Origin of the sequence: Agrilactobacillus fermenti, from assembly GCF_047943045.1 — a bacterium.
In the GTDB taxonomy this organism is placed as follows: domain Bacteria; phylum Bacillota; class Bacilli; order Lactobacillales; family Lactobacillaceae; genus Agrilactobacillus; species Agrilactobacillus fermenti.
The window spans coordinates 1,640,335-1,664,844 of sequence record NZ_CP181347.1 but is presented as its reverse complement, the minus strand read 5'-3'; the positions used below and the strand labels follow the sequence as shown (position 1 = coordinate 1,664,844).

General features: G+C 39.5%; 24 protein-coding genes and 1 tRNA gene. 18 read left to right on the top strand and 7 right to left on the bottom strand.

Annotated features, from left to right (window positions below; translation table 11 throughout):
* The first annotated feature begins 108 nt into the window (after window positions 1-108).
* Entirely contained in the window at window positions 109-243 is a 135-nt protein-coding gene (locus ACNAN0_RS08165) for a hypothetical protein (RefSeq protein ID WP_416353069.1), read from the top strand.
* Window positions 244-446: 203 nt separating this feature from the next.
* Here ACNAN0_RS08165 and ACNAN0_RS08160 read toward each other — a convergent pair whose 3' ends face one another.
* The 4 genes from ACNAN0_RS08160 to ACNAN0_RS08145 all read right to left on the bottom strand — a co-directional run bounded on the left by ACNAN0_RS08160 (window position 447) and on the right by ACNAN0_RS08145 (window position 2,281).
* Window positions 447-932: a TspO/MBR family protein gene (locus ACNAN0_RS08160; protein ID WP_416353068.1), complete on the bottom strand. Its 486-nt coding sequence runs from the start codon at window positions 930-932 to the stop codon at window positions 447-449.
* Window positions 933-1,148: 216 nt separating this feature from the next.
* Window positions 1,149-1,331 (bottom strand): hypothetical protein, encoded by a 183-nt coding sequence (locus ACNAN0_RS08155; protein ID WP_230914351.1) that lies wholly within the window; start codon window positions 1,329-1,331, stop codon window positions 1,149-1,151.
* A 289-nt stretch (window positions 1,332-1,620) separates the two neighbouring features.
* Window positions 1,621-1,691, bottom strand: a tRNA-Glu gene (locus tag ACNAN0_RS08150).
* Window positions 1,692-1,948: 257 nt separating this feature from the next.
* Window positions 1,949-2,281 carry a hypothetical protein gene (locus ACNAN0_RS08145; protein ID WP_230914350.1) on the bottom strand — a complete coding sequence of 111 codons (333 nt, stop codon included), beginning with the start codon at window positions 2,279-2,281 and terminating at the stop codon, window positions 1,949-1,951.
* A gap of 102 nt (window positions 2,282-2,383) precedes the next feature.
* Between ACNAN0_RS08145 and ACNAN0_RS08140 the strand changes: the two genes are divergently transcribed.
* The 7 genes from ACNAN0_RS08140 (at window position 2,384) to manA (ending at window position 10,514) form a co-directional block, all read left to right on the top strand.
* Window positions 2,384-3,064, top strand: a complete 681-nt coding sequence (locus ACNAN0_RS08140; RefSeq protein ID WP_416353067.1) for a histidine phosphatase family protein — start codon at window positions 2,384-2,386, stop codon at window positions 3,062-3,064.
* A 78-nt stretch (window positions 3,065-3,142) separates the two neighbouring features.
* Window positions 3,143-3,784, top strand: coding sequence for a TetR/AcrR family transcriptional regulator (locus ACNAN0_RS08135; RefSeq protein ID WP_416353066.1), 642 nt, complete (start codon window positions 3,143-3,145; stop codon window positions 3,782-3,784).
* Between the two features lie 5 nt (window positions 3,785-3,789).
* Window positions 3,790-5,526, top strand: a complete 1,737-nt coding sequence (locus ACNAN0_RS08130; RefSeq protein ID WP_416353065.1) for an ABC transporter ATP-binding protein — start codon at window positions 3,790-3,792, stop codon at window positions 5,524-5,526.
* Entirely contained in the window at window positions 5,519-7,411 is a 1,893-nt protein-coding gene (locus tag ACNAN0_RS08125) for an ABC transporter ATP-binding protein (protein ID WP_416353064.1), read from the top strand. Before ACNAN0_RS08130 ends, ACNAN0_RS08125 begins: the two co-directional genes overlap by 8 nt.
* Window positions 7,412-7,602: 191 nt before the next feature.
* On the top strand, window positions 7,603-8,478 hold the full coding sequence (locus ACNAN0_RS08120) for a VOC family protein (RefSeq protein ID WP_416353063.1): 876 nt from the start codon (window positions 7,603-7,605) through the stop codon (window positions 8,476-8,478).
* A 15-nt stretch (window positions 8,479-8,493) separates the two neighbouring features.
* Complete coding sequence (locus ACNAN0_RS08115; protein WP_416353062.1) at window positions 8,494-9,516, top strand: serine hydrolase domain-containing protein; 1,023 nt, start codon at window positions 8,494-8,496, stop codon at window positions 9,514-9,516.
* 23 nt (window positions 9,517-9,539) lie between these two features.
* Window positions 9,540-10,514, top strand: coding sequence for a mannose-6-phosphate isomerase, class I (manA, locus tag ACNAN0_RS08110; protein ID WP_416353061.1), 975 nt, complete (start codon window positions 9,540-9,542; stop codon window positions 10,512-10,514).
* Window positions 10,515-10,665: 151 nt separating this feature from the next.
* Here the strand turns inward: manA and nagB are convergent, their stop codons facing one another.
* Window positions 10,666-11,400 carry a glucosamine-6-phosphate deaminase gene (gene nagB, locus ACNAN0_RS08105; protein WP_416353060.1) on the bottom strand — a complete coding sequence of 245 codons (735 nt, stop codon included), beginning with the start codon at window positions 11,398-11,400 and terminating at the stop codon, window positions 10,666-10,668.
* A gap of 391 nt (window positions 11,401-11,791) precedes the next feature.
* Between nagB and ACNAN0_RS08100 the strand changes: the two genes are divergently transcribed.
* Genes ACNAN0_RS08100 through ACNAN0_RS08085 form a run of 4 tightly spaced genes read left to right on the top strand, consistent with a single transcriptional unit; the run spans window position 11,792 to window position 17,359 of the window.
* On the top strand, window positions 11,792-13,618 hold the full coding sequence (locus ACNAN0_RS08100) for a PTS mannitol transporter subunit IICB (RefSeq protein WP_416353059.1): 1,827 nt from the start codon (window positions 11,792-11,794) through the stop codon (window positions 13,616-13,618).
* A gap of 30 nt (window positions 13,619-13,648) precedes the next feature.
* Complete coding sequence (locus ACNAN0_RS08095; RefSeq protein ID WP_416353058.1) at window positions 13,649-15,742, top strand: PRD domain-containing protein; 2,094 nt, start codon at window positions 13,649-13,651, stop codon at window positions 15,740-15,742.
* 11 nt (window positions 15,743-15,753) lie between these two features.
* Window positions 15,754-16,197 carry a PTS sugar transporter subunit IIA gene (locus ACNAN0_RS08090; RefSeq protein WP_230914339.1) on the top strand — a complete coding sequence of 148 codons (444 nt, stop codon included), beginning with the start codon at window positions 15,754-15,756 and terminating at the stop codon, window positions 16,195-16,197.
* Between the two features lies 1 nt (window position 16,198).
* Window positions 16,199-17,359 carry a mannitol-1-phosphate 5-dehydrogenase gene (locus tag ACNAN0_RS08085; protein WP_416353057.1) on the top strand — a complete coding sequence of 387 codons (1,161 nt, stop codon included), beginning with the start codon at window positions 16,199-16,201 and terminating at the stop codon, window positions 17,357-17,359.
* 105 nt (window positions 17,360-17,464) lie between these two features.
* Here the strand turns inward: ACNAN0_RS08085 and ACNAN0_RS08080 are convergent, their stop codons facing one another.
* Window positions 17,465-17,812, bottom strand: coding sequence for a DUF1516 family protein (locus tag ACNAN0_RS08080; RefSeq protein WP_416353056.1), 348 nt, complete (start codon window positions 17,810-17,812; stop codon window positions 17,465-17,467).
* Between the two features lie 39 nt (window positions 17,813-17,851).
* Window positions 17,852-19,198 carry a MurT ligase domain-containing protein gene (locus ACNAN0_RS08075; RefSeq protein ID WP_416353055.1) on the bottom strand — a complete coding sequence of 449 codons (1,347 nt, stop codon included), beginning with the start codon at window positions 19,196-19,198 and terminating at the stop codon, window positions 17,852-17,854.
* Between the two features lie 151 nt (window positions 19,199-19,349).
* Here ACNAN0_RS08075 and ACNAN0_RS08070 point away from each other — a divergent pair, with 151 nt between their 5' ends.
* The 6 genes from ACNAN0_RS08070 to ACNAN0_RS08045 all read left to right on the top strand — a co-directional run bounded on the left by ACNAN0_RS08070 (window position 19,350) and on the right by ACNAN0_RS08045 (window position 24,470).
* On the top strand, window positions 19,350-19,943 hold the full coding sequence (locus tag ACNAN0_RS08070) for a thymidine kinase (protein ID WP_230913651.1): 594 nt from the start codon (window positions 19,350-19,352) through the stop codon (window positions 19,941-19,943).
* A 9-nt stretch (window positions 19,944-19,952) separates the two neighbouring features.
* Window positions 19,953-21,050 carry a peptide chain release factor 1 gene (gene prfA, locus ACNAN0_RS08065; RefSeq protein ID WP_230913652.1) on the top strand — a complete coding sequence of 366 codons (1,098 nt, stop codon included), beginning with the start codon at window positions 19,953-19,955 and terminating at the stop codon, window positions 21,048-21,050.
* Window positions 21,028-21,885, top strand: coding sequence for a peptide chain release factor N(5)-glutamine methyltransferase (gene prmC, locus ACNAN0_RS08060; protein ID WP_230913653.1), 858 nt, complete (start codon window positions 21,028-21,030; stop codon window positions 21,883-21,885). The genes prfA and prmC overlap by 23 nt, the downstream gene beginning before the upstream one ends.
* Before the next feature lie 23 nt (window positions 21,886-21,908).
* Complete coding sequence (locus ACNAN0_RS08055; protein ID WP_330166086.1) at window positions 21,909-22,967, top strand: L-threonylcarbamoyladenylate synthase; 1,059 nt, start codon at window positions 21,909-21,911, stop codon at window positions 22,965-22,967.
* A gap of 363 nt (window positions 22,968-23,330) precedes the next feature.
* Window positions 23,331-23,843 carry a DoxX family membrane protein gene (locus tag ACNAN0_RS08050; protein ID WP_230913654.1) on the top strand — a complete coding sequence of 171 codons (513 nt, stop codon included), beginning with the start codon at window positions 23,331-23,333 and terminating at the stop codon, window positions 23,841-23,843.
* A 177-nt stretch (window positions 23,844-24,020) separates the two neighbouring features.
* The gene (locus ACNAN0_RS08045) at window positions 24,021-24,470 is read left to right on the top strand and encodes a YagU family protein (protein WP_269073893.1); all 450 of its coding nucleotides are present in this window, start codon (window positions 24,021-24,023) and stop codon (window positions 24,468-24,470) included.
* Window positions 24,471-24,510 lie beyond the last annotated feature (40 nt).

Here is a 24,510-nt window from a genome sequence, read left to right as displayed (position 1 = left end):
ATTCTAACATACGAACCTAAAAGTTTGACAATAATTTTTGAGAAGCGTATAGTTACACCAATCGCTACCAACGACCGTCTAATTATTAACCTTAGGAGGTCCTTAGATATGAAATACAAAATTATGTTAAATACCGAAACTCAATTATTTACTGTTGTTGATGCTCACAACAAGATGGGTCAAGGTATTACCATCCAAGCGGCTATCAAAGCGCTCAAACGTAATCCTCAAGTTGCCGCTTAATTAAATTTAATACAACTTCGTAGTCATTTACATTAGGTAAGTGGCTATTTTTATGTTGCCTTCAAAATAAAAAAGCCACCCAAGCGGTGACTTATCTATGCTTCCTCCCAATAAATTTATTATAACTAACGGGGTGGAAGAAAAGTTTCAAGTTCAGATAAATTTTCTGTTCAAATATGAATTTAATACTTTGATTGACCGAATTAATTTAACCAAGCAACACCAAAAGATAGGTAAGTGGCAAATAAGATCCAAATGAGATAAGGCACCATCAAGTAACTGGCGAAGACTTGAACCTTACTAAATTGCGCAATACAAGCGATAACTAAAATATCTAGTAAGATAATTAATGCAAAGCCAAGCCAGTAGTTGTTCCCAGAGAAGAAAATAATCGTCCAGAGAAAGTTGATCAACAACTGAGCCCCAAATAGAATCAAACTAGTTCGTTTTAAACCGCTGGTTACTTGAGCCGAAATCAGCAGATATAAGGCCATACCGATAAATAAATACAAGATGGGCCATACGATGCCGAAGACTGGTCCTGGCGGTGATAATGGTGGTTGGTTTAAACTATTATAAGTCTGACGGATATCACCTGATAACACACTTGATAGAAACCCGATACCCTGAATAACTACGATACAAAGGATCAAGGGCAGCCAATTGATTGCTTTTAAGGTTTTGACCATGGTTAGTCCTCCTTTTTATAATTATATTTATAATCTTATTATTCAGGATTCATGACTCTTTGCCAAGAAACGATGGCCGGTTGACGAGAGAATATGATGAAGTCAAGGTTTTAGTGTTGTTTTTCAGGGGCCATAGAAATAACGGGTGTTTTAACAGGGCCTGGTTTTAACAACATCCCAATGCTAATGTCCCCGTACTTTATGGTCGTGTGATTCTTATGTTCGATCATAGGCAATGTAGATTTGCTTAATCAGCAAGTAAATAGCAAGTGCATCGACGCATAAAAGAGCTAATAAGTTTGTAAAGTGAGCGAAGAACACAGTTGCGACCAGTAACAGTAGAGCAAATAAATAGAATACGGTATTTAAGAACAGGTTATAGTTATCGATATTTTTCATAATATTGCCTCCTTTCACTTTTATTAAATCTCATTAACACAAAATACAGAAATTGAAATAGAGGTGACTCAATATATATTCATAGAGTGGATTTAATTCAGTTTAAAAGTGTTGATCTTAAAGTATTTGTCACCAAAAGAGGATTTTTGGTGGCAAAACTACTGTTTTTAAAGTGATTTGGTGACAAGACTTTTGCCGTTCTCTGCCGTTTTAAGCAAAACAAAAAGCCCCAAAACACTGATTTAACAATGTTTTGGGGCAACTCATCTGTTCTCTGCTGTTTTAATTATAGCCCGTACGGGAATCGAACCCGCAACTCCGCCTTGAGAGGGCGACGTCTTAACCATTTGACCAACGGGCAATAATGGCACAAAAAATATTTTAACTGACAATGACTAAAAATACAAGCTAAAGTTAACTTTTTCGGTCTAAAATCCAAATTAAAATCAAACCAATGAAAAGTAAACTACAGTATAAGACACAACCGAAAAAGGCAAAAACTAACCAAATTGTGGTAAAGATTTGGCGTAAAATTAGTAGCATCAAACCAACCAGTACAAATGTCAGTAATTGCGTGCGCAGAGATTTAAAGATGCGAGCATAGTCACGATGTTTCATTATTCAAAAGACAGCTCAACTAATAGTAAGCCCAGATCCGTTAGATGCGAGGTTGTCAGCCAGACATTTTCAAAAGTTTTTTTAGATTTTTCAGCGGTCATTTGGAAAAAATAAGTCAATAAGTCATGATTAGACTGAATTTCAGCTGTTGGCATACGTAACACGTGTAATCTTCGATCTGGGAATTGTTTAACGTCATAGGAGTAGTATTTATCGGATAGTCCAAAGGTTAGAACATTCGCATAGTTTAAGGGCTCTAAGACGACTTTAGTGGGATTTTTCTGGATAAATTCCAGGATCTGAATATTTTGTTCTGACTTGTTTTGTGTCATATTAAACTCCATAATATTATTATATTTGTAAACGTAGCGCGACCAAAAATGAGTATGCTTAATTTTAGCATGATTTGTTGATAATAGTAAGGAGTGGGGGAAATGACAACTAATCTGATCTTGGTTCGACATGGTCAAACCCAGTCAAATAAAAAAGGCCGTCTACAAGGCTTAACGGATTCACCACTAACACCAACGGAGATTGCTGCTGCGGAAAAAGTTGGCCATATTTTACAGATAATTCCCATCAAACATGCTTACTGCAGTGATAGTCAGCGGACTAAAATGACTGCACAAACCATTCTCAAAGCTGCAGATCAAGTAGTCCCACTGGAAGAAGTTTCATTTTTACGGGAGTATAATTTTGGCAATTTAGAAGGTGTGACGTATCGCCATATTTTTATGCGGATGGTGCATGCTTATGGCCTGCAAAAAACGGTGTTGCTATTTAATGATCCTAAACGATTCTTAGGTTTTATCAACGCCTTACATCAACTTGATCCGACCCACCAAGCCGAGTCTTATCAAGAAGTAAAAGAGCGGTTGTTATCTGGTTTTGGCCGACTTTTAAACCGATCTGAGGTTCAAGATGGCAATATTTTGGTTGTATCACATGGACTGGTGTTAAGTACCTTTATCTATCTATTAGATCCGACACAAGTGCCCCAGCGGTTGATCAAGAATACGGGCGTTAGTATTGTGCAGTATCATCAGGGCGACTGCCAAGTTCAGTTGGTCAATAGTGCCGATCGCCAACAAATTCGTGCAAAGTTACAGATTTAAGACTTTACTTTTGAACGATTCAGCGTATAATGACACCTTGTCATGTGACAGGGTGTCATATTTTGTAAAGGAGTTAAAATGCCGAAACAAACTTTTTTTAACTTAGATGTTGCCAAGCAAAAACGCCTAGTTGATGCGGCATTTCATGAATTTTCTCGAGCACCTTTTGATGAAGTCTCTATTACCGATTTGGTCCAAGCTGCTAAGATTCCTCGAGGCAGCTTTTATCAGTACTTTTATGATAAAACTGATGTTTATGACTATCTGATTGAAAGTAAGCGGCAAGCCTCGATCGACGACTGGTTTCATGCTTTAGATGAATTTCAGGGCGACCTCTTCGCTGCTTTCAAACACTATTTTGGTAATTTGTTGACAGATGCGATCATGGGAACAAATGCGGCTTTTTATAAGAATGTCTTTTTGCATATGGACTATTCCCGCAGTAAGAAGTTATCCGACCGCTTTAAGCATCAAAATCATCCTTCAAGGCGGCCAATCGACCTACCTGATAATGTAGATTGGCAAAAACTGAAAATTCAGGGATCTGAAGATTACCAACTGTTAATGCATATTTTGATGGGCGTTTTTTATCAAAGTGTGGCGCACTATTATCTTAAGAAACAAGTAGAGCCAGACTACGATTTAGCGGCAACAAAGCATCAATTTTATCAAATTATTGAGTGGCTCCAGTTTGGCGCTCAAAAAGAAAAGGGGATGTGACCAGATTGTGGAAACTGATTAAGAAGCGGGTATCATTTTGGGCAGTCCTGTTAGCGACTGTTTTTATGATCATTCAAGTGATTGCAAACTTGTCCTTGCCCAAATTGACAGCAGATATTGTCAATAAAGGGATTACCAATGGGGATGTTGCTTTGATCCAGCGCATTGGAATCCAAATGCTAGGGATTTCACTCATTAGTATTATTGCCGCAGTGGGCAATGTTTTCCTAGCTTCGAGGATTTCTCAAGGGTTAGGGCGAGATTTACGAAACGAAATTTTTACGAAAGTAACTAATTATTCGAACGATGAATTTGACCGCTTAGGGACAAGTTCATTGATCACGCGGACGACAAACGATGTGGTCCAAGTCCAAAACGTCATGATGATGATGCTACGTATGATGATCATGGCGCCAATCACGCTCATCGGCGCTAGTTTTTTAGCTTATCAGCGTGATCATCAATTGACCCAGATTTTTATTTACGTCATTCCAGTTCTGTTGATCGTTATTGGCGGTCTAATGTACTTTGCGGTGCCATTATTTAAACGGATGCAGAAATTAACCGACCGCTTGAATCTGGTATTTCGTGAGGGTTTGACTGGTGTGCGAGTTATCCGTGCCTTTCGCCGTGATGATTTCGAGCAAAAACGATTTGATCTAGCCAATACCGACTTCACCAACAATGCTTTAAAAGTATTTTCAATTATGGCCGGTATGTTTCCCTTAATGACCTTGATCATGTCGGGTACAAATATTGGGATTACTTGGATGGGAGCTAATTTGATTGCCAACCAAGCGACTGAAACTGGGAACATGATCGCATTCATGACCTATGCGATGCAAATCCTATTTAGTTTTATGATGCTTTCTTTTGTATTCGTCTTTTTACCAAGAGCCCAAGCGGCCGCTGACCGGATCAACGAAGTCTTGAATTTAAATACAAAAATCAACGATCCTAAAACACCTAAATCATTTGCAAATACACAAGCAGCTTTGCAGTTTGACCATGTGGACTATCGCTATCGCAAAGCTGAAGAGTTAGCGTTAGCCGATATTAATGTGGCTGTCCATGCAGGCCAAACCTTGGCTATTATTGGTGGCACAGGTTCTGGTAAGTCGTCTTTCGTCAATCTGATTCCAAGATTCTATGACGTGGAAAAAGGGCGTGTCCTAGTCAACGGATTGGATGTTCGTGATGTGACTAAGGCCGACTTGCGAGATCAAGTGTCATTGGTTCCCCAAAAAGCCCTATTATTTAAAGGCAATTTGCGTGAAAACATGCAGTATGGGAACGCTGTGGCTACGGATGAGGCTATCTGGCATGCGCTGGACATCGCCCAGGCTTCTGATTTTGTCAAAGAAACTGGTAAAGGTTTAGATATGACTGTTGAGCAGGGGGGAAATAATTTCTCCGGTGGACAAAAACAGCGTTTGGCGATTGCGCGAGCTTTAGTTAAGGATGCTTCGATTTATGTTTTTGATGATTCTTTTTCAGCCTTGGATTTTAAAACGGATGCCCAGTTGCGTGAAGCACTCACTAATGATCCGCAAATGAAAAATAAAGTTATTGTGATTGTTGGTCAGCGAGTTTCAACGGTGGCTTCTGCAGATGAGATTTTAGTATTAGATAATGGCCGAATGGCTGGTTACGGCACGCATGAAGAGTTGAAGACAAATAGTCCAGTTTATCAAGATATTCTGGCATCTCAAATTAGAGAGGGGGCGGCAGTCGATGAGTGAGACCAAGCATAATAATGGAACGTCATCACCCCGTGGCGGTGGTCATGGCTTTGGTGGCGGTCATGCGAATCTTCCCGGTTCCAAGCCGAGAAACTTTTGGCGTACAACTGGCCGGCTATTCAAATATATGCGTCGATATTATATCGGCTTGGCCGTCGTGGTTGTTTTTGCGGTCACTTCACAAATTTTTCAGATTCGGACACCTAAAATTTTAGGTGAAGCAACGACAGAAATTTTCAAGGGTGTCATGCGAGGAACAGCTGAGCAAAAAGCAGGCATGACGGTCAGTCGGTATCCAATCGATTTTGATAAGATCAAGCACATCATTTTGATTGTTATTTTAATGTATCTTGCTTCAGCTTTATTCAGTTTTATTCAGCAATTTGTGATGACGCGTATTTCCCAACGGACGGTTTACTTTTTGCGGCGAGATCTGAAACGTAAGATGAAACATTTACCGATCAATTATTATGATACCCATGAAAATGGAGATATTATGTCCCGGGCTATCAACGATATGGATAATATTGCCAATACCTTGCAGCAGAACATTACACAAGTGATCACTAGTACTGTGATGTTCATCGGCACGTTATGGATGATGTTGACCATCAGTTGGAAGTTGACGCTGATTGCGTTAGCCATCATCCCACTAAGTTTGATCGTCGTTGGCGTCGTGGCGCCACGATCACAAAAGTTTTTCGCTGCCCAGCAGAAATCATTAGGGTTATTAAATAATAAAGTCGAAGAAACTTATGGTGGTCATATTGAAACTAAGAGTTTTAATCATGAAGCTAAGGATCTGACTGTTTTTAAAGCCGAAAATGATCGTTTATTTAGTGCTTCCTGGAAAGCACAAATGATTTCTGGCTTTATTATGCCTTTAATGACATTCGTCAACAATTTAGGATACATCGTTGTGGCAATTGTCGGTGGGACAGCGGTGGCTCATGGGACGATTGCCTTAGGGGATATTCAAGCTTTCTTACAATATACCCAACAATTCTCACAACCAATTTCTCAGTTAGCTAATTTGGCAAACACCATTCAACAAACTATTGCTTCGGCTGAGCGTATTTTTGAAATTTTAGATGAACCAGATATGATGGACACTCAGGTAGAAATTCCTGACGTCCCCAATGATCCACGTAAAATTGCGATGGAGCATGTTCAATTTGGTTATGATGGGTCAGAGCTATTATTAACGGATTACAATTTAGATGTGCATCCTGGACAAATGATTGCCATTGTTGGGCCAACTGGTGCTGGCAAAACGACAATCATCAATTTATTGGAGCGCTTTTATGATATCAAGGCTGGTTCGATCAAGCTGGAAGGCCGAGATACTCGGAACATGAGTCGCGAAGCGTTGCGGGCTCATTTTGCGATGGTGTTACAAGACACTTGGCTCTTTACAGGGACGATTTATGACAACTTGAAGTACGGCCGTGAAGAAGCAACGCATGACGAGATTATTGATGCTGCCAAAGCTGCTCATGTGGATGAGTTTGTGCGCCAGTTACCAGATGGTTATGATACGGTCTTGAATGAAGAAGCTTCTAATATCTCTCAAGGGCAGCGACAGTTATTAACGATTGCACGTGCTTTTGTAGCGGATCCTGATATTTTGATTCTTGATGAAGCCACGAGTTCCGTCGATACTCGGACAGAATTGCAGATTCAGCATGCGATGAATCAATTGTTGAAGGGGCGGACAAGTTTTGTAGTTGCCCATCGATTATCGACGATTCAAGATGCGGATAATATTATTGTGATGAATCACGGGAGTATTATCGAGACTGGGACCCATGAAGAACTATTAGCTAAAAATGGCTTCTATGCTGATTTATACAATAGCCAATTCTCAGGTAGTTTAGCAGTTTAATTATAGTTTAAAATTTTTACGTAAATAGTGGTCTCAGACAAAGCAAATTTGTTTGTTGACCACTATTTTTAGGTATAATAATGTGTAAGCGGTTAGGTTCATCAGCACTTTCGTTTTTAAAAGTGTGGTATGATTGGTCTAGAGCGTTTAAATTTGGTTAGTTTAATTTCTTTAGCTTAGTGAGGCGAATTATGATGGAAAACTTTCGAATTGCACCAGAAACGCGTATTGGTTTCGTTGCTTTAAAGGTTTCAGATTTGAGCGCCATGACTGATTTTTATACAAAAATCGTTGGCTTTGATTTGTTAAAGCAAACGCAAGATACGAGCTACTTGGGGGTCCGAGTCAATCAGCAGGTATTATTGACTTTACGTGAAATTGATGGTGTTATGCCTAATCAAGCGGTTACTGGCCTAGAACATTTTGCAATCTTATTACCCCATTCAAGTCAGCAAGGCACGATTTTGACACATATCCAGAGCAACAGTATTAGTTTGACGGGCGTTTACGAAAATGGGTACAGTCAAGTATTTGCAATTATCGATCCTGAAGGTAATGGTGTGGAATTTGCTGTCGATAAAACAATTGAAAAATGGACATCAATGGACAAATATGATTGGGAAAATGAAATAACGCATGATATTGATGCCAAAGTTATTTTAGACCAGAAGAGAGGTTCTTTTTCCGGTCTGCCTAGTGGCACAACAATCGGCCATGTCCAATTAGCAGTTAAAGATCTGCAGAAAACAGCTGATTTTTATACGAAAGTTTTAGGCTTTTCACTAAAACCGACTGGCAATCCTGAAGAACGCTTTTTATCAGCGGGTGACTATCATCATCATATTGGCGTTAATTTGGCACCAGAAAATCAACAATTGGCACTTGTTCAAGATAATAATTATGGCCTAGATTTTGTAAATATCTTATTACCGGAAAAACGCGACATGACCACTTTAGTTGATAATTTGCAAGATAATGGCTACACAAATTTTGATTACTCAGAAGCCAATGAATATTTGATGTTGCAAGATCCTAATAATATTCGGCTATGGTTATCTTTGGCTTAAGGAAGTATGAAATAAATGGCTTTTGAAGAAACAAAAAGTCTGATACAACAATTAGTCCAGCAAAAGATTGTCCCTGGTGTCAGTAGTGCGCTAATTGACGGCGCACATACATACATATCTTATCTTGGCGATCAGCAATGGCTGCCAGAAGTTAAAAAATTACAGCCTAATTATTTGTACGATTTAGCATCGTTGACTAAAGTGATGACAACAACGCCAATGATCTTAAAATTGATTCAAGCCCAGCAACTATCATTGACTACGCCGATCCGACGTTTCTTGCCTGGGTTTCAAGATGAACGTGTCCAGATTTGGCATTTATTGACACATACTTCAGGAATCGGGGGCTACATCCCACATCGCAATGAATTACCACCAGCTGAATTAAAACAAGCTTTATTGCACTTAGGTGTCGGACCAGGATTTGAACAACGAGTTAAATATACAGATATTGGCTTGATTTTTTTAGGCTATATTATCGAAGCTATTTATCATGAACCCGTTCAAAAAACATTAACGCAAGAAATACTGGTGCCTTTAAATTTAAACAACACGACGTTTGCACCAGATCCTAGGTTGGCTATTCCGACCACGTATGATGATCAAACGGGGTTGTTGCGGGGAATCGTTCACGATCCCAAGGCCCGTATTTTAGGCAGTCATTGCGCATCTGCTGGTTTATTTAGTAATTTAGCAGATGTGGTTCAATTTACACAGTGGATTTTAGGACAATATCAGCCTGAAACCGCGCCCCTTGATCAAGGAACCATTCAATCACTCTTCCATAACTATAGTCAATTGCCGAATCAACCGCGGTCCTTGGGCTGGGATATTCGGTTAAGTGCACAGGATCAGCATGTGCTGCTTTATCATACAGGGTATACAGGGACTTTCTTGATCATTGATCGACAAAATCAGAATGCTCTGGTTGTGTTGACGAATCGGGTACATCCTAAAGCGGATAATCAAGCTTTTTTGGATCAGCGTGACCGAATTGTAGACGCGTTTTGTCAGGAATCCTGTAACTTTACAGTTTAAAATCACATAAAAGGAGTTTTTATATGGCTCAAAAGAATGATGTTTTATTTTTAAAACCGGTATTTAAAGAAAAAATCTGGGGTGGGCAGAAACTAGCTCAGTTTGGTTATCAATTACCTGCAGATGACATTGGTGAGTGTTGGGCAATTTCCGGGCACCCTCATGGGACTAATGTGATTAAAAACGGCACACATGCCGGTGAAACATTAGCACAAATTTGGCAAACCGATCGCTCTTTGTTTGGTAACTATCCTGGCGAAAGATTTCCATTGTTAACAAAAATCCTAGATGCCGAAGCTAGTTTATCTGTTCAAGTACACCCTGATGATGCTTACGCAAAGGTAAATGCACATGATTTGGGTAAGACAGAATGTTGGTATATTATTGATGCTGATCCAGGAGCTTATTTGATTTTTGGCCACCACGCACAAACTAAAGCCGAGTTTGAAGCGATGGTTAAAGCGGGGCAATGGGATCAGTTATTGCGAAAACAGCCAGTTAAGACGGGAGATTTTGTTTATGTACCAAGTGGAACAGTCCATGCCTTGAATAAGGGCATCATGGCTCTGGAAACGCAGCAAAGCAGCGATACGACTTATCGGTTATACGATTATGATCGCGTGGACGCAAAGACTGGCCAAAAACGTGCGTTACATTTGAATGATGCCTTCAATGTGACTCAAATTCCCTTTGCGCCAGTTGCAGCCAATACAACCGAAACAACACGGGGTGCTTCTAAATTGATCACATTGGTTTCAGCGCCTGTATCTAAGTACTTTAACGTTTATCATTGGCAGATCAAAGATACTGTCAATTTTGAGAAGCACTATCCGTTTACCCTAGTATCTGTCTTACATGGGACTGGCACATTAACTGTTGGCGGCCAAACCTATCAATTAAAAACGGGCCAACATTTCTTATTGACAGCTGAAGCTTCAAGCTGGCAATTGTCAGGAAATTTGGATTGTATTGCTTCCGTACCGGGTAAATTGAACTAGACCAAAGATGCCGTAGCCTATAATAATATAGATAAATTAAAAGGCATACTTTTAAAATTAAATTGTTCGTAAAATAAACGGGTCCTTAGACAAAACATTAGTTTTGTCTAAGAACCCGTTTATTTTGTATGATTGTTATTATTGGAGATAATTAGGCGTTAATCGCTTCATCAATGGACTTTTGGCTTAGTTTGCTAGCGGCAGCTTTATCAACGATGACAGTAACATTATCTTTGTCCTGTAAAACTGATGCAGGTAGATCCGTAGTTACAGGGCCTTCAATCATGCCTTTGATGGCATCTGCTTTGTCTTCACCGAAAGCCATTAAAATGATTTTCTTGCTCTTCATAATGGAGCCGATACCCATGGAGTAGGCATAACGTGGCACTTCGTTTTCATCTTTGAAGAAACGAGCATTGGCATCGATTGTTGATTGGGTTAATGGCACTTTCCGTGTTTGAGCATCGAAAGGTGAGCCAGGTTCGTTGAAACCAATGTGACCATTACGACCAATCCCTAAGACTTGCAGGTCAATTGGATTATCAGCAATCACTTGGTTATAACGTTTTGTCTCAGCGTCAGCATCTTCAGCTAAACCATTTGGGACATAGGTATTTTTAAATGGTTTCTTATTGAAGAGGTGTTCTTGCATAAAATAGCGATAACTTTGTGGATTATCTGGTGCCATGCCAACATATTCATCTAAGTTAACGGATGTCATTTGTGAGAAGTCAACGTCACTGTTGACCATAGCTTCATACATCTTGACTGGTGTACTACCAGTAGCCAAACCTAAAACTTTGGCACCATTAGCCATCGCATCTTTAATTATTTCAAAAGCTTTTTTTCCTGCTTCTGTATCGTTGTTCGTTACAATTACGTGCATGCAACTTACTCCCTTTCTTATTAGCTTTGTTCTATTTGGTATAGTCCAATTATAATATGGTTATAATCGGCTGTCAAGAGGTAAGCTTGGGGTAAAAATTGGCAACAGTTGCGTAGTGGCAAGTATTTCGATAAATTCAGATCTTTCCTATATAGTTGATTTATATTTTTATAAATAGGTAAGGTCGTCTCTTTAAGCAGTTATTAAATTAAAATAGGCGTCATCAAACGACAATCACACAGCAACGGGTGTTTCGTTATGGCTGACTGTTTTTTTAATCACAGCATAAATTAAGTTTTGGCACATGCGACTGTGCCAAAGATGTCATTGAGGAGATATAAGTAAGCACTTACAGTGTAATGTGTAAGCGATTGAAAGGAGTGAAAAATGAATGGAAGCAAATGCAAAAAGCGTTTCAGTAGCCAAAGAAAAAACTTCTATTAAAACGAAATTACAGCGCTTAGGCAGCAAGCTCTCAGGAATGGTCATGCCAAACATTGGTGCGTTCATTGCTTGGGGGTTGATTACAGCTTTATTCATGAAGACGGGTTGGATTCCCAATGCGCAACTCGCAAAAATGATTACCCCGATGGTAACTTATTTACTGCCATTATTAATTGGATTTACAGGTGGCTCGATGGTCTATGATCATCGTGGTGGTGTTGTTGGTGCGATTGCTACGATGGGGGTCATTGTAGGGACAGATATTCCCATGTTTATTGGTGCCATGATGATGGGGCCCTTAGGTGGCTGGTGCATTAAGAAATTTGATGCCTGGGCACAGCCAAAAACACGTCAAGGTTTTGAAATGCTGGTTAACAATTTTTCGGCTGGTATTTTAGGTATGATTCTTGCTATTATCGGATTCTTTGGCATTGGCCCAATTGTTTCTGGTTTAAGTGCGGCTTTAGCAACAGGTGTTGATTGGATCATTGCTCGCAATCTGATCCCGTTAGCCAATATTTTCATTGAACCAGCGAAGATTTTATTCTTAAATAATGCGATTAACCAAGGTATTTTAACACCGCTTGGTATTCAAGCTTCAGCAGAGGCTGGTAAGTCGATCCTCTTTTTACTGGAACCAAACCCTGGTCCTGGTCTGGGCGTATTGTTAGCCTTCATGTTTTTTGGTAAAGGCACAGCCAAAAGTAGTGCACCTGGTGCTGCTATTATCCATTTCTTCGGTGGTATCCATGAAATCTATTTCCCTTATGTCTTAATGAAACCCGCTTTATTCCTATCAGTTATTGCTGGCGGGGTATCTGGGACATTCATGTTTAACCTATTAGGGGCTGGTTTAAAAGCTTCACCATCACCGGGTTCCATTATTTCACTGCTATTGATGACGCCAAAAGGTGTTGGCAATTATGTCGCCGTCTTGAGTGGGGTTGTTGTGGCGACAGTGGCTTCCTTCTTAGTTTCAATGGTGATTTTAAAACGTGATAAGACGGCTGAAATCGACGATATTAAAGCCGGACAAGCTAAGATGGCGGATATGAAGAATAATGCTAAAGGCACTGGCACAGTTGCGGGTGCCAATACAGAAGATGCTAAAGCAATCTTGCAAACAGCTAGTGATGTTAGTCATATTATCTTTGCTTGTGACGCAGGCATGGGTTCATCTGCGATGGGCGCTTCGATTTTAAGAGATAAAGTCAAAAAAGCCGGACTGGACCTTTCAGTTACGAATACAGCCATTAATAATTTGAAAGATGAACCAGGATTGCTGGTCGTTACTCAGGATGAATTAGCTAATCGAGCATTGCAAAAGACACCTTCAGCTGTCCATGTTTCTGTCGAGAATTTCTTGAACTCACCAAAATATGATGAGATCGTTACCGGTTTGAAGACGAAAGAAGTTTCTGATCCTAAGGCAGAAGAAACCACGGATAGGCCAACAGATATTACTTCAGAATTGCAAAATATTGATGCCAGCAAGGTTTCTGAAATCGATTTTATCCATCATGATCAAAATATTGGTTCGGCAACAATGGGTCGATCTTTATTTAAGGCTAGTCTTAAGAAAGCCGCTAAGTCAGGTATCAAAGTCAAGAATGTAGCTGTAGGTGAAGTGATCGATGAGGATAGTACCCTTGTTATCGCTAGTAAAGAGACAGCCAAACGTATTAAATTATCGTTTAAGAACGTTCAAGTGCTTGTAGTCAATGACCTCGTGGATGCACCAGAGTATGATAAACTTATTTCTGAATTAAAATAAATAATTTTATAGGGAAGTAAGTTGAAATTTATGGATCTATCCAATCGTGAGGCAGAAATTGCATTATTAATGCTGAGAAATCCGCAGGGATTAACAATTTCGGATTTAACTAAAGGCGTTAATGTAAGTCGACGCACGATTTATCGTGAACTATCCAGTCTGGAGACGGCTTTGGCACATCTTACAATCCAGCTTGTGAAAACAGAGGGCACTTACCATTTGGTGGCGGCTAAAGCTGACCTGGATCAACTGCAACATGAATTATTGCAAAGTGACAACTTGTCTTTTTCGTCCGTTGTCACTCGACAAAGTGCATTGGCCGTTCGCTTATTGTTAAGCAATCAAATTGTACCAACCAAGACATTGGCCGATGAGTTTGAAGTAAGTAATGCAACGATCACACAAGACCTGAATACGATTGAGCCTATTTTTACGGAATATCAGTTGACGATCAATCGCATCAAGGCAAAGGGCATTGCTGTGAGTGGTAAGGAAAGTAATGTTCGTCGAGTAGTCAGTGGTGTTTTATCCAGTGAAATCAACGAGTATGAATTCTTTGAATATTTGAATAATACCAATCAAACTGGGCTATCCGCTGAATCAGATTCACAGTATTTTATTGCGACCATGGACGCCAAACTTTTGAGAACGGCCAGTCAGTCAATCAGCCAGCGCGTTAAAGCAAATTTTGCTCATTTTTCTGATAGTCAGTTGAAACAGTTGATCATCATTTTGACAGTTTCAGCGCAACGGATCCAACAAGGGAAGTTGATTACAAAATTGGATCAGGTCGATAAAAATGCGTTGTTCAAATATCAGCCGATCGCAATTGAGCTATATCAGCAATTTCCGAGCGAGATCCGTAGTCGAATGACACTAATGGAATTAGAATTTATGGCTCAGCAAGTTCAGGGCATGAGTTTTACATTAACTGGACATGCGTTAATGGATGATTATGATTTACGGTTATCTTATCAAGTTCGCAATCTCATTCAGATGGTTAGTCAGACATTTGGCTATGATTTTCGTGGCGACAGTACTTTGTTTACTGATTTAATGGCGCACCTAGCTGCCACACTGCATCGTGCAACCACTGCTTTGCCAGAAATTAATAATCGAGTGCTGCAAAATGTGGTTACAAATTACCCGAAACTTTACCAACAAATTCAACTTGCTTTGACTAGAATTTTTCCAGATGAAAAGTTTTCTAACAGCGAAGTTGCCTATGTCCTGTTACACTTTGCCTCAGCCTTTGAACAGCAGCGTAAAGTTGGGCCGATTCGGGCACTTGTTCTTTGTGCGAATGGTGTTGGTACCGCTAGAGTTTTAGAGAGCCGGCTGAAAAAAATGATTCCCGAGATCAGTGAATTCAAAGTTTCCCGAGTTGCTGAGCTGAATCATTTAGATATGGCCCATTATGATTTGGTATTATCAACGATTTTTTTGCCAGGTTTTAAGTACCCCTATAAAGTTATTTCACCGTTGTTACTAGATGATGAAGTAAAAGACATAAAAAATTATTTAGTTAATCAGTTTGGTGTTCATTCGGGACAGCGGCCAGTGGTACCGGACATGTCGGCACATCAGGCAACAGCAGATTTTGATCACATGTACGATCGCATGCAGCAAGCAAAACAAATCTTGGATTCCATTGAAGTTACTGTGATTGATAATCGTGACCTAGACTTGGCGCAAACCTTATTACTATTGACAAAGCGGCTGCGGCCAGTTTATGTGCGTAAGCCTCGAATCGTTGCCGATGCGTTATTGCGTCGAATGCAGCGTGCGCCAGTTGGATTGCCGGATAGTGGGCTAGCCCTAGTCCACACAACGACTGCTGAGATTGGTCAACCTTTATTTGCAATTTACGAGCTGACGAACCCATTGACAACTATGGGGATGGATTATCAGCCAATGACGTTTAAACGGGCTTTCTTTATGATTGCACCAACTGAATTATCTAATTTTACGGCCGATCTGCTGGGGGATATTTCTGGGTCTGTTGTTGAAAATGAAACTAATCTTAAACTTTTTCAAACGGCAACGACCACACAGCCTGTACGCAACTTAGTTAGTTCCATTTTTCTAAAAAGAATATTTAAGCAAATAAATTTAAAAAATTAGGAGGTGGGTTGATGAAAGCCTTAGACAAAAATTTGATCAAATTAGGTCAGACGGTTAAGACAAAAGAAGAGGCCATTCGTCAAGCGGGGCAACTATTAGTTGATAACGGAAATGTTGAACCTGGTTATATTGACTCAATGATTGCTCGGAATAAAGATGTTTCGGTTTATATGGGCAATTTCATCGCGATTCCCCACGGTACCGAAGATGGCAAGCAATTTATCAAAAAGACAGGTATTTCAATTATTCAATACCCTTGGGGCGTTGATTTTAGCGATGACCCAGCTGATGAAAAGCTGGTAACTGTTGTATTTGGTATTGCTGGATTAAATGGGGAACATTTGGAATTGTTATCTTCTATTGCTTTATATTGCAGCGATATTAACAATGTTGAAAAATTGGCGGATGCACAATCGCCAGAAGAAGTTATTAATTTATTGAAAGAAGTTGATTAATGTGCGTGCAGTTCATTTTGGAGCCGGAAATATTGGTCGAGGATTTATTGGTGAAACTTTAGCAGCTAATGACTTTAGTATCGATTTTGTTGATGTGAATGAAACGATCATTGATGCTTTGAATCAACGTCATGAATATGATATTGAATTGGCGGCACCAGATCATAAAAAAATTCATGTGGCTAATGTAGATGGCATCAATAACAAAAACAACCCTGAAAAAGTTGTCGCTGCTATTGAAAAAACAGATATGGTCACGACAGCTATTGGGCCTAAGATTCTACCATTTATTGCTGAATTGATTGCAGACGGCATTAAGGCACGCCAACAGCAAGGTAATCAAACTACATTAGATGTGATTGCTTGTGAAAATATGATCGGTGGCTCACAATTTTTAAAAGGTGAAGTTTATAAACATTTGGACGCTACTGGACAGCAATTTGCCGATCAATATATCGGTTTTCCTAACGCAGCTGTTGATCGAATCGTACCTATTCAACATCATGAAGATCCATTAGCCGTTTCTGTAGAGCCTTTTAAAGAATGGGTCGTTGATCAATCACAAATGAAACACCCTGAAATCAAATTGGACACTGTTGTTTATGTCCCTGATTTGGAACCATATATTGAACGGAAACTCTTCTCGGTTAACTCTGGCCACGCAACCGTTGCTTATACAGGTGAATACCTAGGCTATAAGACAATCGGCGATGCAATCAAAGATGACAAGGTATTAGCACAATTAAAACAAGTTTTGAATGAAACTGGTAGTTTGCTCATTGCCAAATGGGATTTTGATAAAGCTGATTTAAAAGCTTATCAAGATAAGATTATCAGCCGTTTTCAAAACCCTTATATTTCCGATGATATTTTGCGGGTCGGTCGGACACCAATTCGTAAGTTAGGCTACGATGAACGTTTTATTCGGCCAATTCGTGAATTAAAAGATCGTGGTTTGGATTATAGCACTCTATTAGATACAGTTGGAATGATCTTAACTTTTGATGAAGTCCAAGATGCTGAAAGTGTCGAATTACAGAAAATGTTAAAGGATGCTGATGTGGCTACTGTTGTCAAAAAAGTGACTGGTTTGCATGATCAGGCCTTGATCGATGACATTGTGAATACTTATGAAGCTAAAATGAGCAGGGTCAATGCTTAGGTCGTTTTAGTAAGTATAAAAAAACACTGATATTTGTTTTACCGTCATTTAACGGCAAAACTAGAATATCAGTGTGTTTTTGTTTATATGATCGGTTGTCGACCATTATAAAAAGAACTTTGAAATTACAAATCCTAAAATGGCAGTCAGTGCAAAGATACCGGTGAGCCATTGTAAGATGTTACTTTGACGCTGCTGTTTTTTAGCAAAGGCAATTTCGATCAGCGCAATCACAGCTAAGCCCAAAGCAGCTTTGATGATGATCCAGATCGGGGACAGTTGAAAGGTACTTAACAGCATAACGGCACCAGAGTAAATCAAAACGAGATATAAAATACGATCGAGCATTTTACTAGTTGTTGTGAGCGACGGATTGGTTGAAATTAAACCAAAAACCGTTAACATAGCAATTAAAATTGCTGTAATGACGTGAATCAATGCAATCGTTGGCATGTATGACACCTCCTTACGATTGATGATTTCAGGACCAGTTTAAAAACCTTCTTTGATCAAATTAGCACTAGCCAAAGCCTTTCGTAACTGCAGCATAGCTGTGTAAGTTGCGAGAACATAGACTTTCTTAGTCGGCAAATCCTTAACAGCATCTAGAACCGGGGCCATACCTTGAACGTGGTTTAATTTGTCTTCTGGGACATTGGCAACTTGCAAGCGGAAGGCAATATCATCTGAACGTTCACCACCAGCCACATAGCCTTTGATCTTATCAAATGGTAAATGTTCAAAATCGCCATCCCAGATCCAGCTGGTGTCGATCCCATCGGCATAATTGGCATTTAATAATACGGCTAGCGAAAAGTCATCTGTTTCATTATTTAATAGATTTAAGACTTCATTTAAGCCAACCGGATTTTTGACTAAAATCAAAGTTAGCTCTTTATCGGCCATGGAGATCACTTCTTGGCGGCCAAAGACTTTTTCATCGTAGGCGAAAGCTTGGGCAATTTTGACTGGGTCAATATCAAAGAAACGGCCCACGGTGTAAGCAGCTAAGGCGTTATAAATATTATAGGTTCCACCGATATTGATTGTAAACGTTTGCTCATTGATCATAAATTTTGAATGTTTTGGGGTCTTTTCTAAAATTTGAGTCACTTTCTGAGCTAATTCCGGACGATGAAAACCACAGTTAGGACAGAAATAGTTACCCAAATTAGCGTAGCTTAATTCATGGTAATGTAAAATGTGATTACATACCGGACAAAGCACACCATCAGTATTGACATTGGCTTTGAAATCGCGATGATCATCTTCGGTACTGAAGCCATAATAGATCGTCGGGTTTGGCAAAGGCTTAGAAGCAAAGATGGCTGCGTCGCCGTTAGCAATCACTGTTGCTTCAGGTGCCAGTTTAATGCCATCGAGTATTTTGGCATAAGTGGTATAAATTTCACCGTAGCGGTCCATTTGGTCGCGAAAAATATTAGTTAAAACAAAAGCTTTAGGTTTAATGTAGCGGCAGATTGGCGCAACGTTAGCTTCATCAACTTCAAGAATAGCTAATTTCTTGCCGTTTTTATTCTTTTTGTGCGCTAGAAATGCCGTCACGATACCCTGCGTCATATTTGAGCCAGTAGGATTCGTTAAGATACCGTCATATTTTTGCTGCAAGACTTTAACGATCAGAGCAGTCGTCAAAGTCTTGCCATTGGTACCAGTTACGATGACCACATCATAACCATTAGCTAAGGTTTTTAAAATATCAGGATCGATGCGTTCGGCAACTTTACCTGGGAAAGAGCTCCCGCCTTTTAAAAAATTATGTAAAAACCAATAGGACGATTTTCCTGTAATGGTTGCTAAAGCAGACTTTGTACTCATAATAGCCGCCTTTCTAGTAATTGATAACAACTCCTATATCATAGCAAAAACTCGTTAGAATGAGTAGTTTTTGCATGAATTTCATGATGAATTTTAGCCTATAAACGGGTATACTAGATGTTTGTGAATATCTCGGAAAGGAACGATCAGCGTGGCACAATTATTTTTCCGATATGGTGCAATGAACAGTGGGAAGACAATTGAAATCCTAAAAGTTGCTCATAATTATGAAGAACAAGAAAAACCTGTTATTATTATGACAAGTAGTGTGGATACGAGACATGGCGTTGGGATGGTTTCAAGTCGAATTGGTTTGGAACGTGAAGCGGTGGCGATTTATGATGAGACCAACCTTTATGATCTTGTGAATAAATTAAACCCTAACGCTGCTTGTATACTAATTGATGAAGCACAATTTTTGAAAAAGCATCATATTTTAGAGGCTTCCCAAATTGTAGACACTTTAAAAATTCCGGTGATGGCTTTTGGGTTAAAGAACGATTTTAAAAATGATTTATTTGAAGGTTCGAAGTATTTATTATTGTATGCTGATAAAATTGAAGAGATGAAAACAATTTGTTGGTTTTGTAAAAAGAAAGCCATCATGAATTTACGTGTGCACAATGGTCAACCAGTGTATGAAGGTGAACAAGTCGAAATTGGTGGTAATGAAAGTTACTATCCTGTGTGTCGGCGGCACTATTTTCATCCTATTTTACCTCGCCGTAATGCAACAAATGAATAAGGAGCAACTATGGATAAAATATTTGAACAGTTAGATGGTTTGTTGGATCGATATAATGAATTACAAGAATTAATGTCTGATCCAGATGTGATCAATGATACCAAGCGTTACATGGCTTTGTCTAAAGAAGAAGCAAATATGCGTGAAGTGGTCGCAAAATATCGGCGTTTGAAACAGGTCAATTCGGATATTGAAGAAAGCGAAGAAGTCTTACGCGAATCACATGATTCTGAATTGGAAGAGTTAGCCAAAGAAGATCTGAGTAATCTCCAAGATGAAAAGACAAAACTTGAAGCTGACATCAAAATTTTGATGTTGCCCAAGGATCCTAATGATGATAAAAATATCATTATGGAAATTCGTGGCGCGGCCGGTGGTGATGAAGCCAGTTTATTTGCCGGCGATCTATTAGGTATGTATCAAAAATATGCTGAGCATCAAGGCTGGCATTTTGAAATTATTGATGAGAATCGAACCGAAGTTGGCGGGTTTAAAGAAGTTTCTGTTTTGATCACTGGCGAGAATGTTTACTCTAAATTGAAATACGAGAACGGGGCACATCGGGTACAGCGGGTACCGCAAACTGAGTCTCAAGGTCGGGTCCATACGTCTACGGCAACTGTAGCCGTTATGCCTGAATATGATGAAGTTGATATCGATATCGACCCTAAAGATATCCGAGTCGATGTTTATCGTTCGTCAGGTGCTGGTGGACAGCATATCAATAAAACCTCATCAGCCGTACGAATGACGCATATTCCTACGGGAATCGTTGTTGCGATGCAAGATCAACGCTCACAGCAACAAAACCGAGAAAAGGCCATGCAAATTTTGCGTGCCCGGGTCTATGATTATTACGAAAGTCAAAACCAATCTGAATATGATGCTAATCGTAAATCTGCAGTAGGGACTGGCGATCGTTCGGAACGTATTCGTACCTATAACTACCCACAAAACCGGGTGACAGATCATCGTATTGGATTGACCTTGAACAAATTAGATCGCATTATGTCTGGGGATTTAGGTGAAGTCATTGATGCGTTAATTCTGTACGATCAAACTAAAAAATTAGAGCAGATTCAAGATGGCGAAACAAACCTATTTTAAGCTGATCAATGCGGCTAAAACGCAATTGACTAAAGCAGGTAAAGATCCAGAGGCCATTGTTTATGTATTGCTGGAACGCAAACAGTGGACAATGACTGATTTTTTAGTCAACCAGCAGCAAGCAATGCCACTAATTGAACAACGGCAATTAGCTGCCGATATCAAAGCCTTATTAGCTGACGAACCACCACAATATTTAGTAAAACGATCCTGGTTTTATGGTCTGCCGTTTTATGTTGATTCTCGGGTGTTGATTCCCAGAATGGATACGGAAATACTAATTTCTTGGGTTTTGGCTGATTATCCAGACACCAAGCAACTTAAAGTTCTAGATCTTGGAACTGGCAGCGGTATTTTAGGGTTAACACTCAAACAACAGCATCCTGATTGGCAAGTGACTTTAGCTGATATTTCTACTGATGCGTTAGCCGTTGCTAAGCTTAATGCCGCTAAATTAAAAGTAGACGTTACTTTGGTTCAAAGTGATATGTTTGCAAACATTGCGGCTAAATTTGATCTTATCGTTTCGAACCCACCTTATATCGGTGTGCAGGAACGAGACGTGATGGATGCCAGTGTTTTGAAGTATGAACCACAAATTGCCTTATTTGCTGAAAATAAGGGTTTAGCGTTTTATCAACACTTTTTTACAACGGTTTCCCAGTATTTGAAAGCACAAGGGCGTTTTTACATGGAGTTTGGCTTTCAACAAAAAGCTGCATTAAAGGCGCTTTTACAGACAGAATTACCTACTGCAGGCATCGCATTTCATAAAGATTTGGCACAAAAAGACCGCGTGCTGCGGGGAATAATCAATTCTGGAACCAATCAATAGTAAAAATAAAAAGAAGTGATAATGTGACACAAAGGTTAAAACGAACAGAGTTAGCACTAGCTGCGCAAATGATACAAGCTGGTGAATTAGTGGCTTTTCCCACGGAAACAGTCTATGGTCTCGGTGCAGATGCAACCAACGCGGCAGCGGTTAAAAAAGTCTATGCTGCAAAAGGGCGGCCCAGTGATAACCCATTGATCGTACATGTTAGTTCCTTTGAGCAAGTTAAAAAATATGCTGTCTTACCTAATGATTATGCGGCCACTTTAGTAAAGGCTTTTTGGCCGGGACCATTAACTTTAATATTACCAATTAAACATGGCGCCCTGGATCCGATCGTTACGGGCGGTTTAAAGACAGCGGCTTTTCGCATGCCCAGAAACCAGTTGACGCGGGATTTGATTGATTTAGCTGGTGTTCCACTAGTCGGACCATCGGCAAATACGTCGGGGAAGCCAAGTCCAACGTTAGCTGATCATGTTTTACATGATTTGAGTGGCAAAATAGCTGGTGTTTTGGATGATGGACCCACCGATGTTGGCGTAGAATCGACTGTTCTAGATTTGTCGGTTGTACCACCAGTTATTTTGCGTCCGGGCGCTGTCACGCGCGAAATGCTATTGCAATATATTCCTGATGTTTTGGATAATCATCATCATGTTGCTAAGGATGAGATTCCTAAAGCACCAGGCATGAAATATAAACACTACGCGCCTAATGCACAAGTTTATATTGTCAATTCAACAGATCCAGATAAATTTCAAAGTGCTGTCAAGTGGGGACTGGCTCAGAACCAAGAAGTTGGATTGTTAGCAACTGATGCCATTATTGCAAGTCAGCATCTTTTGCGCTTTAAAAATCAATTTAGTCTAGGTGAAGATATTCAATCAGCCAGCCATCAGCTATTCGACGGTTTACGTTATTTCGACTTAAATCCTGAAATTAAATTGATCATTGCTCAAGGGTTTCCACGGCAGGGATTAGGCGAAGCCTACATGAACCGGCTGGAAAAATCAGCTGGATCAGAGTACTTACAAATTGATGACCAGCAGGTAAGCGTCATACGTGAAATGACACGTTAGTTTCATGGTGCGTTAAAAATGTGTGCCAATATTAGCTAAATTAAATAAGACCCCCAGAAGTTAGACTGAAAAAACTAATTTTTTGGGGTCTTATTTGGTTAAATATCGTTAGGGGTTCAAAGTCAAATTCGAGCACACTATAGCTTATAGCTGGTGCATGTTCGTTAGCTTAAAAGACGGCATTCTAAATATTGTGAATTTCAATACATTTAAGCAAATTTTTATAAGTGGGTTTAAAATGGATATACCGGTACTTTTAAACTGTAAGCGTTATTTAATTGCTTGTGAAATTGCGATATAATAGTGATTTATTACACATTTTATGCTATGATTTGATTATATTAAGCGGGAAGGAGGATAAATATGGTTAACTGGCTTAGAAATAATAAAATTGCAATGTGGATTTTAACCATTATGCGCATTTATTTAGGTTACGAATGGATTTTAGATGGTTGGGGAAAAGTCTCTAAAGGTTTTGATGCCTCTGGATTCATTATGAATGCCATCAAACATCCCGTACCTGGGCCACATGGACCTGAAGCCGTGTATCCAATGTACACTAGTTTCTTGAAATCATTTGTTCAACCCAATATTTCTTTCTTTAATTTTGCAGTTTCTTGGGGCGAATTACTCGTTGGTATTGGTCTATTATTGGGCGCATTCACAACTGCGGCTTCATTCTTTGCAATTTTGATGAACTTCTCATATTTATTGGCAGGCACTGTTTCAGTCAATCCTAAATATGTTATTTTCGAAATTTTCTTTTTAATTGCTGGCGTTAATGCCGGTAAAATTGGTTTGGATCGCTGGATCATTCCATTCTTGCGTAGAAAGCTACCTTTCTTAAAGGGCGATCCTGATCTAAAACACAATTAATGTACTTATAATTATGATTCAACCGCTTAATATAAATTAAAAGCTAAATCAATCAAATAAAGAATGATTTGGCTTTTTTATTTATATGGTAATAAAAAATTGGAGATGTTTATCACGCAAAAGACACGTAAAATGAATCGGATTTGGGCAATTATTTAGGCTGGTATTTTTGGTGGCTTGATCTCAGGCTTAGTTAAACTTGGCTGGGAGAACATCTTACCGCCGAGAACAGCTGCTCGAAATCTTACAAACCCACCACAAATGTTGTTGCAGCAATTAGGGATTCCTAAGCACATTACTCATTTAACCTATACTTATTCTGGCGCACAGATGCCTTGGGTCTCATTCATTGTACACTTTGGTTTTTCAATCGCATTTGCAATTATCTATTGTTTGTTGGCTGAAAAGTTTCCCAAAATCACCTTGGGTCAAGGCACCGTATTTGGTCTTGTGGTTTGGATTGCTTTTCACCTAATAATCATGCCAGTCATGGGTACCGTACCAGTACCTTGGCATCAGCCAATTGAAGAACATATTTCTGAAGCTTTAGGCCACATGGTCTGGATGTGGACAATTGAGATTTTTAGAACAGACTGGATCCGTCGTTTGACAGGGCACGTTGCTTAAGATAGTGAGTATTAGGTAGTCATCATAGGTATCGTTGTTT

Coding starts and splice junctions, on each gene's coding strand:
- ACNAN0_RS08160 (WP_416353068.1), bottom strand. CDS start 932: ATGGTCAAAACCTTAAAAGCAATCAATTGGCTGCCCTTGATCCTTTGT.
- ACNAN0_RS08165 (WP_416353069.1), top strand. CDS start 109: ATGAAATACAAAATTATGTTAAATACCGAAACTCAATTATTTACTGTT.
- ACNAN0_RS08100 (WP_416353059.1), top strand. CDS start 11,792: ATGGAAGCAAATGCAAAAAGCGTTTCAGTAGCCAAAGAAAAAACTTCT.
- ACNAN0_RS08120 (WP_416353063.1), top strand. CDS start 7,603: ATGATGGAAAACTTTCGAATTGCACCAGAAACGCGTATTGGTTTCGTT.
- ACNAN0_RS08140 (WP_416353067.1), top strand. CDS start 2,384: ATGACAACTAATCTGATCTTGGTTCGACATGGTCAAACCCAGTCAAAT.
- ACNAN0_RS08145 (WP_230914350.1), bottom strand. CDS start 2,281: ATGACACAAAACAAGTCAGAACAAAATATTCAGATCCTGGAATTTATC.
- ACNAN0_RS08135 (WP_416353066.1), top strand. CDS start 3,143: ATGCCGAAACAAACTTTTTTTAACTTAGATGTTGCCAAGCAAAAACGC.
- ACNAN0_RS08125 (WP_416353064.1), top strand. CDS start 5,519: ATGAGTGAGACCAAGCATAATAATGGAACGTCATCACCCCGTGGCGGT.
- manA (WP_416353061.1), top strand. CDS start 9,540: ATGGCTCAAAAGAATGATGTTTTATTTTTAAAACCGGTATTTAAAGAA.
- ACNAN0_RS08090 (WP_230914339.1), top strand. CDS start 15,754: ATGAAAGCCTTAGACAAAAATTTGATCAAATTAGGTCAGACGGTTAAG.
- nagB (WP_416353060.1), bottom strand. CDS start 11,400: ATGCACGTAATTGTAACGAACAACGATACAGAAGCAGGAAAAAAAGCT.
- ACNAN0_RS08095 (WP_416353058.1), top strand. CDS start 13,649: ATGGATCTATCCAATCGTGAGGCAGAAATTGCATTATTAATGCTGAGA.
- ACNAN0_RS08050 (WP_230913654.1), top strand. CDS start 23,331: ATGGTTAACTGGCTTAGAAATAATAAAATTGCAATGTGGATTTTAACC.
- ACNAN0_RS08080 (WP_416353056.1), bottom strand. CDS start 17,812: ATGCCAACGATTGCATTGATTCACGTCATTACAGCAATTTTAATTGCT.
- prmC (WP_230913653.1), top strand. CDS start 21,028: ATGGCGAAACAAACCTATTTTAAGCTGATCAATGCGGCTAAAACGCAA.
- ACNAN0_RS08155 (WP_230914351.1), bottom strand. CDS start 1,331: ATGAAAAATATCGATAACTATAACCTGTTCTTAAATACCGTATTCTAT.
- ACNAN0_RS08075 (WP_416353055.1), bottom strand. CDS start 19,198: ATGAGTACAAAGTCTGCTTTAGCAACCATTACAGGAAAATCGTCCTAT.
- prfA (WP_230913652.1), top strand. CDS start 19,953: ATGGATAAAATATTTGAACAGTTAGATGGTTTGTTGGATCGATATAAT.
- ACNAN0_RS08115 (WP_416353062.1), top strand. CDS start 8,494: ATGGCTTTTGAAGAAACAAAAAGTCTGATACAACAATTAGTCCAGCAA.